This window comes from Heliorestis convoluta (genome assembly GCF_009649955.1).
Lineage (GTDB): Bacteria > Bacillota > Desulfitobacteriia > Heliobacteriales > Heliobacteriaceae > Heliorestis > Heliorestis convoluta.
The window spans coordinates 347,298-361,582 of record NZ_CP045875.1 but is presented as its reverse complement, the minus strand read 5'-3'; the positions used below and the strand labels follow the sequence as shown (position 1 = coordinate 361,582).

The window sequence follows — 14,285 nt, the reverse complement described above, 5'->3', positions numbered from 1 at the left end:
TTATGAATATAAGGGAGCATAAGATGCTTTTATATTTTCAATGAACGAAAATAGCAGTTGTTTTTAAAGAAAGTTTATTAGTGAAGAAAAAATTTTAAACTAAAGGCTCTATTTATGAAGGTGATAAGTGTTAGTTTGTCGAAAAAAATAACCCTCAGGTTGTATCAGAAGGAGGGGTGTAATGAAGAGGACGCTGCAAGACCCTTTTTTCGATGAAAGATTCGTATTTGCTATCGTAAGAGTTGTTTCCTTTGTTGCTATTTTACTCTGGACTTTGTTCTCTCCTCAGCAAGATATAATTTCAACACTAGTACCTCCGATTCTCTTCTTTTTGGTCTACAGTTCCTTTTTATATCTATCTTTTTACGTGGGCTTGATTCAAAAAGATAGCCTCCTTCTAGGTGTAATTTTTTGTGATCTGATCATGATCACCTGGTTGGTCCATTTAACAGGAGGGCTAGAAAGCAACTTTTTTCTTGCTTACTTTTTGCTTTGCGCATTGCATAGCTTATATTTTGGTCTGAAACTGAGCCTTTCAATTGCTGTGATGGCAATGACTCTTTACATCGCTACGAATGTACCGCTTTCTTTATATTATTATGGTGGCGACATAATGCTTCGTGCTGGCATTCTGTTTACGCTGGTACTGACGATTGGTTATCTATCTGATCAACTGAAAAGCACCAAAGAAGAACTAGAGAAAAAAGTGAATCGCTTTAGCACGCTTGCAGAAGTAGCCCGCACCGTCAATTCCTCCTTAGAGGTGCCCCAAGTACTTTCATCGATCGTTCAGTTGTCTGTGGTGACTATGAAAGTAAAAGGTTGTACCGTACATATTCTTAATGAAGAAAAAGGATATTTGCAGCCGATGGCCAATTTGGGTATCCCTTCTTTAGAGGGAAAAGAACTGCCTCTGGAGAATAGTTTTTTTGGCGACGTACTAAAAAAAGGAGCGCCTGTGGCTTGCTCTCGCAATGTTGAAGTGGCTTTTTCGCATTGTGAAAAAGATGAGTTGCTCAAAGAATATCGCCAGCTCTTATTAGTACCTCTGCAAAGTTGTGGCACAACTTTAGGTTTACTTACCCTTTTCTCCAACGAAGAAAAGCCTTTTTCTAAAGACGACCTAGAGTTGGTTGACCTTTTATCAGTACAGATGGGGCATGCGATTGAAAACGCGTCGGCTTACCAAAAGCAAAAAAATCTATACCACTCTGTTGTGCAAGCTTTTATTATGGCCATCGACGCGAAAGACTCTTACACCCGGAGTCATTCGGAATATGTGCATCGCTATAGCAAATTAATTGCTGAACGCATGGGACTGCCTGAAGAGACGGTAGAACGTATTGCGATGGCAGCGACGTTACATGATATAGGAAAGATTGGTATTGATAGCTCTATTTTGCGCAAGCCCGGTGGCCTCACGGATGCTGAATATGCGGAAATTAAAATGCATGTTATTATTGGGGAGCAGATTATTTCCCAAGTACCTGATTTTCGGGACTTGGCTGCTACGCTGGCTGCGCACCATGAGTGGTACAATGGAAAAGGGTATCCTGAAGGGTTAGCTGGAGAAGAGATTCCACTCGGTGCTAGAATTATTGCTGTCGCCGATTCTTTTGAGGCTATGACAGCGAACCGAGTCTATCGACGTGCTATGCCTCGAGAAAAAGCAATTGGAGAGTTAATTCAAGGCAAGGGGACACAATTTGATCCCGTTGTAGTAGATGCTTTTTTAGAGTTAATTGATGAAGGCCATATTGACGATGTTTCAGGATGTACCTTACAGATGAGAGGAAGTGAAATTTCTTGATTCAGCAAGACCGTTTGCTGCAGGATTTTTTGCGCTTGTGCGCCCTATCTTCGCCCGGGGGTGAGGAACGAGAGGTGGCCGATGATCTGATTCGTACTTTAGAGGGCTTGGGTTTGAAAGTAGAAGAAGATGATGCAGGTCAGAAGATCGGAGGCAATGCTGGTAACCTTTATGCAATGCTTCCTGGTACAGGAACGGGTCCTGCCTTGTTCTTTTGTGCTCATATGGACACCGTAGTTCCTTGTGATCAGGTTCAACCCATTGTTCGAGATGGCGCTGTTTATTCGGCTGGTTCCTCCATTTTGGGGGCTGACAACAAAGCCGGTCTTGTTGCGATAATAGAGGCTTTGCGAGTGCTTATGGAAACAGGAGAGCCTCATCCAACAATAGAAGTTATTTTCACGGTGCAAGAAGAAGGCGGCCTCAACGGTGCTAAAGCTTTTGACATGAGTCGCTTGCAGTCTAAGATGGGTTATGTATTAGATGCAGCTGGATTTGCAGGAAATATTATTATCAGAGGCCCAGCACAAAATAACATTGAAGCCCATATCTTGGGTCGTGCTGCTCACGCTGGAATTTGTCCAGAAGAAGGAATTAGTGCCATTCGAATTGCTTCTCGAGCCATTCAACAGATGAAACTCGGTCGTATTGACGAAGAAACAACAGCGAACATTGGGACTATCAACGGGGGCAGGGCTACCAATATTGTTCCCGAGCGTGTTACGATTATGGGAGAAGCACGTAGTCTGTCTTTAGAGAAGCTAGCTTTACAAACGGAGAGCATGGTATCCGCTTTTCATATAGCCGCCGAAGAGCTTGGCGGAAAAGCTGATGTGCGAACAAAGCAGATCTATCCCGCAATTTCTTTAGATGAAAAAGATCCTGTTGTGGTCCTGGCTGTACAAGCGGCCGAAAAGCTTGGAAGAAAAGCTACTCTAGAGGGAACCGGAGGCGGTTCCGATGCCAATATTTTTAACGGTGCTGGAATACCTACAGCCAACTTAGGCATTGGTATGCAAAAAGTACACACGACGGAAGAATTCATCACCTTAGAAGATTTAGAGCTTAATGCTCGCAATGTACTGGAGATTATTAGAGCCGCTTCAAAATGGGAAGGGTGAACGGTTTCATGGATCACTTGATGGAAAAGACGATAGAAAAGAAAGTCCTTTTTCAAGGCCAAGTTATCACCTTGCGACTGGACAAAGTCCGTCTTCCCAATGGAAAGGAAGCGTCGCGGGAAGTCGTAACCCACCCTGGCGCTGCTTGTGTTGTTCCTCTCACCGATCAAGGTGAGGTCATTCTAGTCCGGCAATGGCGTCATCCCTTGGAGCGCCTTTCCTTGGAGATACCTGCCGGCAAGCTTTCAGTGGGTGAAGATCCCCTGCTTTGTGCACAGCGTGAGTTGGCTGAAGAGACAGGCTTTCAGGCGATGGAATGGCATCATCTTTTCAGTTATTACGCCAGTCCTGGTTTTTGCAATGAAAAGATTCATATCTACAAGGCTTACCATCTTATTCCTTCAGAAGCAAGACCCGATGAGGATGAATTTATTGAATCCCTGACCATGCCTTTAGATGAAGCCTTAGAGAAAATTCAAAGTGGAGAAATTTTTGATGGGAAGACGATTACAGCATTGATTGAAGTAGCTCGACAAAAGTAAGGAGGCACTTCTTCTCAGGCATGAAGGTTCTTCCCTGACCCCAAGCTGCATAGAGTGAAGTAGGACAGCCTTGTTAATGTTTACCATTTAACAGCTTGTCTGAAAGGTGCGGCGAAGGGGCGGTTTTGGTGTTACGAACGATTAAAGTTCTGATGTACCATTTTAATCTTCATTGGAGTTTTTACCTTGCAATCGTTGTCGTGATTAGTGCTGGTATTGCCATAGGAGCGATTGGAGCAAGAGCGTTACCGCCGGAACAACTAGAAATCTTAAGTACAAGAATTTCAGATGCTTTTTATATCGTACAAAGTGGTCTAGATTACCATAGTCTCGCTTATGTGGCCATTACACGCAATCTTACGGTAATTGGACTTATCCTCTTTCTCGGCTTAACAGTTTTAGGACTTCCTTTTATTGTGGCTCTACTTTTCTTCCGTGGCTTTGTGCTTGGATTTACGGCCAGCTTCCTTATGTTAACTCGTGAAGATGGGATTTTTATCGTTCTTCTTTCTTTAGTCCCGTCGAGCCTGCTCTTTATTCCAGCCTTGGCCATTACGGGAGCCATCGCGCTGGCTTTTTCACTGTGGTTGATCAAAGGGCGTCAAGATAGCAGTATATCTTTAGGGAAAGCTCTTATGTTATATATGACAGTCGGTGGCGCTACTTTGCTTATAGCCATTATTGCAGCACTTCTTGACGCCTATGTATCGCCCCTGTTTTTGCGCTGGTTCGTACTTTAAGAATGGGTTCAAAAAAGAGTCACTTTGTACAAGTTTACAAGTACAAAGTGACTCTTTTTTTCATTCCATGAAAATTACTCGCCAGGATAGATTTCAAAAGTAGGTCGTACACTTCCAAAGAGGGCTGTGTCGGTACCTTGGGTAGGTTGACCATACTCTGGAAGAGCTTCTGTTCCCCTTTGAGTTTGTACATTCGTCATCGTATCATTTGTTGTTGTCGTAGCCATTGCGCCAGTCTGAGCACCTGTTGTCGTTGCTGTTAGGGAACGGGCTACGATAAAATTATTTCTTCTTCTAGCCATTTCGTCCTCCTTTCACGGCTATAAGGATTAGCCATCATGAATTTGCCTCTGCACTGACTAGTGTGCTCCTGGCCGGGAAAGGCTACACCAATTAAAAAATAGAAAATAATGTATGGTCTATAGATTTTTTCAAGGCATAGCTTTTCTATAGCAAATTCTTTTAGAAAAAAGGGGATAGCCATGCTTTTTGTATTGATTACAAAAGTTCAAAAGCGCCTTCGTATGGCAGTACGACTGCTCGTTATCTTGTTGGTCCTCGCTTTGCTTGTGCCTCAGATTATGAGTTGGAACGAAAGGTACGCACAAATGCCAAAAGAAGAAGAACCTTCCGGTGAACCAATGCGAGTCCTCCATCCTGATGAAGGAAAGATAGAAGAAGAAGTCGAATGAAAGATTCCCATAGGGATTCAATCTAGGGCTCTTGGACCCTAAAGGGGATGATAGTTTGCAGAAAGAAATTTCCATGTTTCTTACGCATCTAGTTGTAGAAAGAGGCTTATCTGATCATACTGTTGCAGCCTATCGAAGAGATTTAACAGACCTTGTTTCTTTTTTAGAAAATCGAGAAATACAATCCTGGACATTGGTCGACCGTAGTGCTTTGAAAGACTATTTATATGATATTCATCAGAGAGGACTGGCATCGTCAACGCGAGCGAGGCGTCTTGCTGCGATGAAGACTTTTTTTACTTTTATGTTGCAAGAGACACAATTGGAAAAAGATCCGACGGCGCTCCTTGATGGGCCTCGCCAATCTCGGTTGTTGCCGGACATACTGAATGTAGAGGAAGTAGCAGCGCTTTTAGAAAGCCCTCCGCGGACCATCGTAGGTCTTCGCGATAAAGCCATGCTAGAAACGCTGTATGCTTCAGGTATACGTGTGAGCGAGCTTCTTTCACTAAAGTTGGATCAAGTTCAGCTTCAACAGGCTTTTATGAAAGTGATGGGCAAAGGTGGGAAAGAACGCATTGTTCCTCTAGGAAGTCAAGCGATTGAAGCGATTGAAGCATACGTAACAAAAGCGAGAAGTCGCTGGGTCGGTCATAGTCGGGAGAATCACCTTTTTGTGAATCAAAAAGGAAAAGCAATGAGTCGTCAAGGTTTCTGGAAAATTCTAAAAAGCTATGCTTTAAAGGCTGGTATTACCAAGGAGATATCTCCGCACACGTTACGGCACTCTTTTGCCACCCATCTGTTAGCCAATGGCGCTGATATACGTTCGGTGCAAGAGATGTTGGGACATGCTGACATTAGCACGACCCAAATCTACACGCATCTAACAACGGGACGGATTCGAGAAGTTTATGATCGCAGTCATCCACGGGCTTTATTGAAAGAACCAGAAAAGGAGACGAACAACAATGATTCTGCCGAATTCGAACAAAAGAGCCATCATAATAGTCCTAGATAGCGTTGGTATCGGCGCTATGCCTGATGCTCATCTTTATGGTGATGAAGGTACTAACACCCTTGGCAATGTTGCCAGTGCTGTTGGCGGTTTGAATCTCCCTACCTTAGGGCAACTGGGCCTTGGCAATATTGGCCCTATTGAAGGAGTTCCTGCCGTAGACAAGCCCTTGGCAGCCTATGGTAAAATGGCTGAAAAAGCGCCCGGCAAAGATACGACAACCGGTCACTGGGAGCTAGGAGGCGTGATCCTCGATAGGCCTTTTCCCACGTACCCACAGGGCTTTCCGTCTACACTCATTAAAGCCTATGAAAAAGCAATTGGTCGTAAGATACTTGGCAATGTAGTGGCTTCGGGAACGGAGATTATAGCAAGGCTTGGTCAAGAGCATGTAGAAACAGGCTTTCCCATTGTTTATACTTCTGCCGATTCGGTTTTTCAAATTGCAGCCCATGAAGAGGTCATATCGCTTGCGGATCTCTATCGATACTGTGAAATCGCTCGGGAAATGTTACGAGGTGAGCATGCTGTAGGCAGAGTCATTGCTCGACCTTTTGTAGGAACTTCCGGATCTTTCCAAAGGACCGTTCATCGCAAAGATTACTCTTTGTTGCCACCGCGGCCTTTGATTTTTGATACAGTGAAAAGAGCATCCATGGACGTGGTAGCCATTGGAAAAATCAAAGATATCTATGCAGGACAAGGTATTACAGCCTACGAATCTTCTACGTCGAACCGAGAAGGCATGGAAAAAACAATTGAAATGATGAAGAAAGTAAAGCAAGGTCTTATTATGACCAACCTTGTTGATTTTGATATGCTTTATGGGCATCGAAATGATCCGAAAGGGTATGCCCAAGCTTTACAAGAATTTGATCAGCAATTACCAGATCTCTTAAAAGCCTTGCGAGATGACGATCTTTTGATTCTTACAGCCGATCATGGCTGCGATCCTACCACTGTCTCAACAGATCATTCTAGAGAATATGTACCTGTATTGCTTTATGGTCCGACCGTAGAGGGACAGTCTGTAGGCATAAGAAAAACATTTGCCGATGTAGGAGAAACGGTGCTCACTTGGCTTGGTTTACCTTCTCATGAAGTCGGTGAGCCCATGATTGTTTGGAAGGTGAGATAATGAGAACCAACGATCTGATATGGAAGAAAAGAGAAGGGCAGGAGCTTACAGAAGAAGAACTCCACCATCTCATTGCTGGCTATGTAAAAAATGAGATTGAAGATTATCAAGTAGCAGCCTGGGCTATGGCTGTATTTTTCCAAGGAATGACAGCGAAAGAGCAAGCTGCCTTAACGAAGGTGATGATTCAGTCCGGTGAACAGCTTGACTTATCTCCTATTGAAGGTCTGAAAGTAGACAAGCACAGCACCGGTGGTGTTGGAGATCTAACGACACTTCTATTAGTACCCCTGCTTGCCGCAATGGGACTAAAAGTGGCGAAAATGTCAGGACGTGGCTTAGGACATACGGGAGGTACGATTGATAAGTTAGAAAGTATACCTGGCTTTCGCGTTGATCTAGGTAGAGAAGAATTTATTCAACAAGTTCGGCGATGGAATCTTGCTTTGATCGGTCAGACCAAAGAAATGGTACCTGCCGATGGAAAATTGTATGAACTTCGCGATGTAACGGCTACTGTGGAGTCCATTCCTTTGATTGCTTCTAGTATTATGAGTAAAAAGATAGCGGCCGGCGCTGATGTGATTATGCTTGATGTAAAAGTTGGCAATGGTGCTTTTATGAAAAGTCTAGCCGAGGGAAGAAAATTGGCGAAAGCAATGGTTCAAATAGGCAATCAATTGGGTCGCCGTACAGCTGCTGTACTTACATCGATGGATCAGCCCTTGGGCAATATGATTGGTAATGCTCTGGAAGTGCGAGAAGCCATTGAATTGCTACAACCAAAGAGTGTTGAGCAAGTCACAGACGATGCTCTACTTCTGACCGTTGAACTGGCGGCGCGAATATCTTATCTGGCAGGTCAAAGTGCCTCTATTGAAGAAGGAAAAGAGAAAGCCCTGGAAACTTTATGCACAGGCTGCGCTTTACAATCTTTTCGTCAATGGATTGAGGCCCAAGGTGGTGTTGGCGCTGTTGTTGAAGATCCCGATCGATATTTGCCGAAAGCGCAAAACAAAGAAGTGATCGTATCTGCACAAAGTGGTTATGTAAAATCGTTGCAAGCGCTTCCGATTGGAAAAGCTGCTTCCTTACTCGGAGCTGGCAGAATCTTAAAAGGAGATGCCATTGATCTAGCAGCGGGTGTAATTATATATAAGAGACAAGGTCATAAAGTGGAAGCGGGAGAGCCTTTGGCCGAAATCCATTATAATGATGGACAACATCGAAAAGAAGCGCTTCAGGAGATTGCCAAAGCGTACGAGATCGTTGAAGAACCTGTGCCTGCTCCTACAGCACTCCTATTGGGTGAAGTTATGCTCTAGATAAGGTAGAAAAGGTAGATAAGCCTATGAATCGTTATCAAGATACCATGACACAAAATAATAAAAGGAAGTTACAAGAACTTTTTCATGCCCTTTGTAATGAACATCGAGCCATGACTGTCGCTGTCGTTGATCAAGAAGGTGCGCCCTGGAGTGCGCCTGTTTACTATCTCTATCAAGATCAATGCTTTTACTTTTTTTCTTCTCCAAAGAGCCGTCATGTAGAGCTTTTGCAACTAGAAGCATCGATGAAAGCGTCTGTGTCCATCTATAATGAACCGGAAGCCTATGAGGCCATTCGAGGGTTACAGATGAGTGGCTCAGTGGAGGAAGTCAAAGCCTTTCATAAGAGAAGTGCTTTATTGCTTGCTTTTGGAAGACGGTTTTCTTTTTTTGAGAAATTTTTGCAGCAGCCATCTTTGTTACAAGAAGTAGAGAAAAATAAAGTATACAAGTTTAGGCCCGATGTCATCTATATTGTTCATAATGAAGAAAAGTTTGGGAAGAGAATCCTTTATAAACCTCTTTAAGGCCCTTTAAAGGTTGATTTTTTTCAGCAGCCTCTTCGAATGACAGTCTCCCCTTAAGGACATAATGATCTCAAATTGCTACGTGATAAAGGCGAGTATATTCGAGGGGGAATCTGCTTTGAAGCGTTGGAAAAAATCAGTTTGGGGTATTTTATTAAGTACCTTGCTCCTTTTAGGTTCACCTGCTGCTGCTTTCGCAACGGTACCGCTAGAAACTTCAGCTGACAGTGTTGTACTCATGGATCCCACATCCGGTGCTGTTCTTTTTGAGAAGAATCCTCACAAAAAGGTAGCACCAGCCAGTACAACAAAGTTGATGACCTTGTTAGTAGCCTTCGATGCGATCAACCAGGGTCGCGTTAGCATGGACGACAGGGTCACAACGAGCCAAAGAGCCTTTGAAATGGGCGGTTCTCAGATTTACTTAGAACCTGGCGAAGAAATGCCTTTAGAAACAATGCTCATTTCTATTGCTGTGCAATCGGCCAATGATGCTTGTGTTGCTGTAGCCGAGCATATCAGTGGCTCTTATGAAGCCTATGTAGAAGAAATGAACAAAAAAGCGCAAGAGTTGGGGATGAAAAATACCAACTTTGTAAATCCTCATGGATTGCCTGCAGAAAACCACTATACTTCCGCTTATGATATGGCTTTGGTTGCTCGAGAGGCTTTAAAGTATCCCAAGCTACGGGAAATGGTTTCTATACGACATTATAAAATTCGCGAAGAAAGCGACAAGCCAATGCAGCTTGATAACCATAACAAGCTACTCTGGTGGTATCCAGGTACAGACGGATTCAAAACAGGTTGGACCAATGAAGCCAAATACTGTCTTGTTTCAACAGTAGAGCGAGACAATCTTCGCTTGATTGCTTCTGTCTTCGGTGTACCAGAAATGCGCGGTCACTTCAAAGAGACGATGAAAGTATACAACTACGGTTTTGCCCGCTATGGCTTTAAGCTAGTCGCACAACCGGATCAAGCTTTAGGGCAAGTTCCTGTCGGTAAAGGAACAGTCGATCAAGTTGCCTTAATTCCGAAAGAAAAGCCAGGCATTGTTGTAGAAAAAGGCAAGGATAAAGGGATTACTTCATCGATGGAAGTACTTCCTTACGTTGATGCACCGGTAGAAGCGGGTCAGAAGCTTGGTGAATTAATTATTTTGCAAGATTCGCAAGAAAAGAAGCGCATTGACTTGATTGCCCAAGAAGCCGTAATGCGAGGGACTTTTGATCATCAGTTATTTAAGATTTTTCGGGGTATGTATGGATTTCAATAACTGCTTGGATGTTGCTTAACTTGTTACGTTCTCTTAGTAAGTGTAGCTATCGATTTGTGGAGTCCGCAATGTATACTTCGGCAGAGAGCAACATTACAGTAGGCCTGTAGAGCTTAATTTCCTGCGAGGCAGCCCTTGCCTTATGTGGCAGATTGTTATGCTGCGTAGGGCAAGCGGTCTTGCGTCCTTCTATGGGAATTAGACTTTTCAGGCCTCATTACATATGGCTGGTTAGATAAAGAAGAAAATGCCTTGACGGTAAAATAACGATAACTTATACTGATTACAAGGGAAATACAGCCAAGTGTTGTGAATATTTGGCTAACGACATTCGTATAAATGAAACAAAATTAGAGATGTTCTTTTTCAAAAAGATAAATTTTTTGATCAGGAGGGGCTTTTTTACGTGAAAACAAAAATCATGATTGTGGATGACTCAATGCTTTCTCGTACCATTATTGCGGACTATCTTGAAGAGATTGGTTATGAAGTTGTGGGAGAAGCAGAGTCAATAGAAGGGCTTATCGATAGGTACTCTACAGTCAAGCCTGATGTTGTGACGATGGATATTGCCATGCCTGGCGCCGATGGATTTGAATGCAGTAAAGCGCTTCTAGCCCATGATCCACAAGCAAGAATTATCTTGGTTAGTTCGATGAAGGACGATGAGACTATAGAAAAAGCCAAGCAAATTGGCGTTTCTGGTTACCTCCAAAAGCCTGTTGAGGCAGAAGAGCTAAAAAGAGTTATCGACAATGTTATGGCCCCTGATAGATTGTTTGAAAGTTTGATCACAATGAGCATTCCTACATTCAAAGAATCATTGAGTCAGAACATTACCCGTATGACGAAGGTTTCGGCCTCATTATTGGATGAAGAGCCTCAGCAGCACTTTTTTCCTTCGCAAGGAATTAGTGTTGTTATTGGAATAATTGGACATTATTCAGGAACGATGATTTTGGATTTATCTGAATCTACGGCTGAGAAAATGGCAAAAGTACTGCTCCGACGGGAACCTAAGAATCGTGATGAAGTCATGGCTTTAGGTGCTGAGTTTGCCAACATTATAGCTGGTGTTGCCTGTTCCATGCTTAATAAAAAGGAAAAGGCTTTTCAGTTACGGGTATCACCACCGAACGTTTTTTATGGTGCTCCTACGAAAGTTATCAGCCCAAGTCTACATTTACAATGTATCGGTGCGGAAACACCCCATGGACGTATTAATTTATTTATCGGTTTTAAAAAGGGGTCGGCTTTATGGACATGAATATGATAAATCCTGTAATTAATGCTTTTAATCAAATCATGCCACAATTGGGCTTTTCTCATATTGAGGAGAAAGATACAGCAGTTTTGGTCGATAAGCACTTGGACAATAGGGGGATTTTTATTAATGTTAGTGTAGTTGGACCCTTAAAAGGCTCCATACTCATTGGTATGGACCTTACTTCAGCCAAACATATAGCATCTAAAATGATGATGGGTATGCCTGTTTCAGAGTTAGATGATATGGCTGTAAGTGCTCTTTCTGAACTGGGAAATATGGTTTGTGCTACTTCTTGCACACTTTACAGCAATGAAGGGATTGTGGGGCTCGATATATCACCGCCGAACATAATTGCTGGTGAAAAAGGTCAAGTTATGTTATCTGTACCGAAAGCGATGAAAGCCACTTTTGTTGTAGATGATATTGACATGGATATCTATGTCGGTTTGGTAAGCCAGTAATGATAAACTTCTAGCAATAAGAATCTGTTCATACCTAGCAAAAGTGTCCGATTTGCAAATTTTTAGCATTTCAGGGCACTTTTTTATTTAAGGAAGGAAGGAATTACCAATCTTTTGTAGAACAAGTAGCTCTAGAAGTCCTACTTGTTAGAACTCTGCGAAAAATGTTTTTGAGCTTGGGGATGGTGAATGATGAATTTACAATTAGAAAAAGTGGGACAGACCCTCATTGTCCGCTATGAAGGCGAGATTGATATGTCTGTCAGCAACAGTATTAAAGAAGCGATTGAACGTGAGATGGAAAAAGAACGAGCGAAGAACTTGCTTTTTAACTTAAGCAAAGTCGATTTTATTGACAGCTCTGGGCTGGGAATGCTTTTAGGTCGATATAAGTATGTTGTCAATGTCGGTGGAAAGATTACCTTGACAGGCGCGAATGAAGTGGTGGATCGTTTGTTGGATATGTCTGGATTATATGGTCTAATGAAGCATTATCGAAAAGAAAAGTTGGCTTTGCGTGCTTTAGAGGGGGATGGTGTGTTGTGAGGAATGTGAATCAGGTGAAGATGCAGTTTGCGAGTCTTCCTGAAAATGTTGCTTTGGCTCGTGTTGTTGTAGCGACAATGATGTCGAACCTAGAATTCACTTTGACGAACTTAGATGATGTGAAAGTCGCTGTGTCGGAAGCTGTTTCTAATGCCATAATGCATGGTTATCATAATAAAACCGATGGCTTGATTGATTTTGCTGTCACTTTAGATGGCGAAGGTCTTGAGATTATAGTCGCTGATCAGGGGCAGGGCATTCAAGATATTGCCAAAGCCATGGAGCCTTCTTATTCGACTTCGCCGGATCGAATGGGTCTCGGCTTTGTCTTTATGCAATCATTTATGGATCAGATCGACGTAAAGTCGGAAGTGGGTCAAGGTACTGTTGTTCGCCTCTACAAATATGTCCCGCAATTGCAGCGGGCTGTTCAGTGATGTGAGGCTTCTATGAATTATCGATTGACAGAGATGAACTTGCCTCGCTTTCCTTTGCTCGGAGAGCAAGAGACCACTCGATTGCTTCAACTAGCCCAGGGTGGTGATAGTGACGCGCGGGAGCGGTTGATTCAGTGCAATCTCCGACTTGTTTTTAATTTGGTGCAGCGCTTTCAAAACCGCGGCTATGAACTAGAAGATCTATTTCAGATTGGTGTTATTGGCTTAATTAAAGCGATTGATAAGTTTGATTTGACCTATAACGTCCGCTTTAGTACCTATGCCGTTCCTATGATTATTGGAGAGATACGCCGCTTTTTGCGCGATGATAGTCCTGTGAAGGTAAGTCGTTCTTATAAAGAGACGGCACAACGGATTCATCGCTGCCAGCATGAATTAACAGGAAAACTTGGAAGAGAACCGACCATACAAGAAGTTGCCAACGCTTTGGAAATTGAACCAGAAGCAGTTGTGGAAGCTTTAGAAGCCGTTCAATCGCCCACATCCATTCACGAGACTTTTTATCAGGATGATGGTGATCCCATTTATTTACTCGATCAGCTTTCGACAGAAGAAAGCGATCAAGAGACATGGTTTGAGCATCTGGCCTTAAGAGACGCCATGAGTCGCTTGGCACCGCGAGAGCAAGAGATTTTACATATGCGTTTTTTTCAAGATAAGACGCAGACAGAAGTGGCTGAACAAGTGGGACTTTCGCAAGTGCAGATTTCACGGATTGAGCGATCGGCCTTGAAGAAAATTAAGACAATGTTTTACCATGCGAAAACTTCCGGAGAATAATAAGGTATAAAAACCGCCAAAAGAGTAGAGCTTACGTTGCTCTATCCCTTTTGGCGGTTTTCGTATAAAAGGCGTCTATGCAACTCCATAATAGCATAGGGGGGTGGAATCTTTGCCCTACAAGTTCGAGAACTTATCGGCACAAGAATATGAAGAAAAAGTACAAAAGGTTAAACCAAAGCCTACTGTTTTCAAAAATGCTTTTTGGGCTTTTATTGTCGGTGGACTGATCTCTGCACTCGGTCAGCTTATTTACAATAGCTATATAAGCTTGGGTTTTGCGGAGAAAGATTCCATAGCCGCTACTGCAGCCACTTTGATTTTTCTTGGCGCCTTTTTAACAGGTCTTGGTCTTTATGATAAAATCGGCAAACATGCCGGAGCGGGGTCAATCGTTCCTATTACAGGATTCGCCAATGCGATTGTAGCGCCGGCCATGGAGTATAAGCGCGAGGGATACGTTTTCGGCGTTGGAGCGAAAATGTTCTCCATTGCTGGACCTGTTCTTGTCTATGGATTTACTATGTCTGTCCTTATTGGCTTGCTTTATTATATCTTTCAGTGACCATTTGGTTGGT

At 43.1% G+C, this 14,285-nt stretch carries 17 protein-coding genes; 16 read left to right on the top strand and 1 reads right to left on the bottom strand.

Translation table 11 applies throughout. From position 1 onward, the window contains the following. The first annotated feature begins 181 nt into the window (after positions 1-181). The 4 genes from FTV88_RS01595 to spoIIM all read left to right on the top strand — a co-directional run bounded on the left by FTV88_RS01595 (position 182) and on the right by spoIIM (position 4,213). On the top strand, positions 182-1,810 hold the full coding sequence (locus FTV88_RS01595) for an HD-GYP domain-containing protein (protein ID WP_153724090.1): 1,629 nt from the start codon (positions 182-184) through the stop codon (positions 1,808-1,810). After that, positions 1,807-2,931 carry a M20/M25/M40 family metallo-hydrolase gene (locus tag FTV88_RS01590; protein ID WP_153724089.1) on the top strand — a complete coding sequence of 375 codons (1,125 nt, stop codon included), beginning with the start codon at positions 1,807-1,809 and terminating at the stop codon, positions 2,929-2,931. Before FTV88_RS01595 ends, FTV88_RS01590 begins: the two co-directional genes overlap by 4 nt. Positions 2,932-2,939: 8 nt before the next feature. Next, complete coding sequence (locus FTV88_RS01585) at positions 2,940-3,473, top strand: NUDIX domain-containing protein (RefSeq protein WP_153724088.1); 534 nt, start codon at positions 2,940-2,942, stop codon at positions 3,471-3,473. A gap of 128 nt (positions 3,474-3,601) precedes the next feature. Further along, positions 3,602-4,213 (top strand): stage II sporulation protein M, encoded by a 612-nt coding sequence (gene spoIIM, locus FTV88_RS01580; protein WP_153724087.1) that lies wholly within the window; start codon positions 3,602-3,604, stop codon positions 4,211-4,213. Positions 4,214-4,287: 74 nt separating this feature from the next. Here spoIIM and FTV88_RS01575 read toward each other — a convergent pair whose 3' ends face one another. Then, a complete protein-coding gene (locus FTV88_RS01575; protein ID WP_153724086.1) occupies positions 4,288-4,515 on the bottom strand; it encodes a hypothetical protein in 228 nt (75 codons plus the stop codon). Positions 4,516-4,695: 180 nt separating this feature from the next. Here FTV88_RS01575 and FTV88_RS01570 point away from each other — a divergent pair, with 180 nt between their 5' ends. From FTV88_RS01570 to spoVAC, 12 genes are all read left to right on the top strand, one after another. After that, positions 4,696-4,905: a hypothetical protein gene (locus FTV88_RS01570; protein ID WP_153724085.1), complete on the top strand. Its 210-nt coding sequence runs from the start codon at positions 4,696-4,698 to the stop codon at positions 4,903-4,905. A gap of 55 nt (positions 4,906-4,960) precedes the next feature. Further along, a complete protein-coding gene (gene xerD / locus FTV88_RS01565) occupies positions 4,961-5,926 on the top strand; it encodes a site-specific tyrosine recombinase XerD (protein WP_153724084.1) in 966 nt (321 codons plus the stop codon). Further along, positions 5,877-7,061: a phosphopentomutase gene (locus FTV88_RS01560; RefSeq protein ID WP_153724083.1), complete on the top strand. Its 1,185-nt coding sequence runs from the start codon at positions 5,877-5,879 to the stop codon at positions 7,059-7,061. The genes xerD and FTV88_RS01560 overlap by 50 nt, the downstream gene beginning before the upstream one ends. Beyond that, entirely contained in the window at positions 7,061-8,386 is a 1,326-nt protein-coding gene (locus FTV88_RS01555; protein WP_153724082.1) for a thymidine phosphorylase, read from the top strand. Before FTV88_RS01560 ends, FTV88_RS01555 begins: the two co-directional genes overlap by 1 nt. Positions 8,387-8,412: 26 nt before the next feature. Then, entirely contained in the window at positions 8,413-8,916 is a 504-nt protein-coding gene (locus FTV88_RS01550) for a pyridoxamine 5'-phosphate oxidase family protein (protein ID WP_153724081.1), read from the top strand. Positions 8,917-9,034: 118 nt separating this feature from the next. After that, entirely contained in the window at positions 9,035-10,195 is a 1,161-nt protein-coding gene (locus FTV88_RS01545) for a D-alanyl-D-alanine carboxypeptidase family protein (RefSeq protein ID WP_243137251.1), read from the top strand. 406 nt (positions 10,196-10,601) lie between these two features. Next, positions 10,602-11,462 carry a response regulator gene (locus FTV88_RS01540; protein ID WP_243137249.1) on the top strand — a complete coding sequence of 287 codons (861 nt, stop codon included), beginning with the start codon at positions 10,602-10,604 and terminating at the stop codon, positions 11,460-11,462. Then, a complete protein-coding gene (locus tag FTV88_RS01535) occupies positions 11,453-11,923 on the top strand; it encodes a chemotaxis protein CheX (RefSeq protein WP_153724079.1) in 471 nt (156 codons plus the stop codon). Before FTV88_RS01540 ends, FTV88_RS01535 begins: the two co-directional genes overlap by 10 nt. Before the next feature lie 189 nt (positions 11,924-12,112). Then, the gene (locus tag FTV88_RS01530) at positions 12,113-12,469 is read left to right on the top strand and encodes an STAS domain-containing protein (RefSeq protein WP_153724078.1); all 357 of its coding nucleotides are present in this window, start codon (positions 12,113-12,115) and stop codon (positions 12,467-12,469) included. Then, on the top strand, positions 12,466-12,906 hold the full coding sequence (gene spoIIAB / locus FTV88_RS01525; RefSeq protein ID WP_153724077.1) for an anti-sigma F factor: 441 nt from the start codon (positions 12,466-12,468) through the stop codon (positions 12,904-12,906). Before FTV88_RS01530 ends, spoIIAB begins: the two co-directional genes overlap by 4 nt. Positions 12,907-12,918: 12 nt before the next feature. After that, complete coding sequence (gene sigF, locus FTV88_RS01520) at positions 12,919-13,707, top strand: RNA polymerase sporulation sigma factor SigF (RefSeq protein WP_153724076.1); 789 nt, start codon at positions 12,919-12,921, stop codon at positions 13,705-13,707. A gap of 112 nt (positions 13,708-13,819) precedes the next feature. After that, positions 13,820-14,272, top strand: a complete 453-nt coding sequence (gene spoVAC, locus FTV88_RS01515) for a stage V sporulation protein AC (protein WP_153724075.1) — start codon at positions 13,820-13,822, stop codon at positions 14,270-14,272. Positions 14,273-14,285: the final 13 nt, after the last annotated feature.

Bases quoted from the DNA above. Each gene is read 5' to 3' on its own strand.
- FTV88_RS01595 (WP_153724090.1), top strand. From the start codon at position 182: ATGAAGAGGACGCTGCAAGACCCTTTTTTCGATGAAAGATTCGTATTT.
- FTV88_RS01585 (WP_153724088.1), top strand. From the start codon at position 2,940: ATGGATCACTTGATGGAAAAGACGATAGAAAAGAAAGTCCTTTTTCAA.
- FTV88_RS01575 (WP_153724086.1), bottom strand. From the start codon at position 4,515: ATGGCTAGAAGAAGAAATAATTTTATCGTAGCCCGTTCCCTAACAGCA.
- FTV88_RS01570 (WP_153724085.1), top strand. From the start codon at position 4,696: ATGCTTTTTGTATTGATTACAAAAGTTCAAAAGCGCCTTCGTATGGCA.
- FTV88_RS01560 (WP_153724083.1), top strand. From the start codon at position 5,877: ATGATTCTGCCGAATTCGAACAAAAGAGCCATCATAATAGTCCTAGAT.
- FTV88_RS01555 (WP_153724082.1), top strand. From the start codon at position 7,061: ATGAGAACCAACGATCTGATATGGAAGAAAAGAGAAGGGCAGGAGCTT.
- FTV88_RS01550 (WP_153724081.1), top strand. From the start codon at position 8,413: ATGAATCGTTATCAAGATACCATGACACAAAATAATAAAAGGAAGTTA.
- FTV88_RS01535 (WP_153724079.1), top strand. From the start codon at position 11,453: ATGGACATGAATATGATAAATCCTGTAATTAATGCTTTTAATCAAATC.
- FTV88_RS01530 (WP_153724078.1), top strand. From the start codon at position 12,113: ATGATGAATTTACAATTAGAAAAAGTGGGACAGACCCTCATTGTCCGC.
- sigF (WP_153724076.1), top strand. From the start codon at position 12,919: ATGAATTATCGATTGACAGAGATGAACTTGCCTCGCTTTCCTTTGCTC.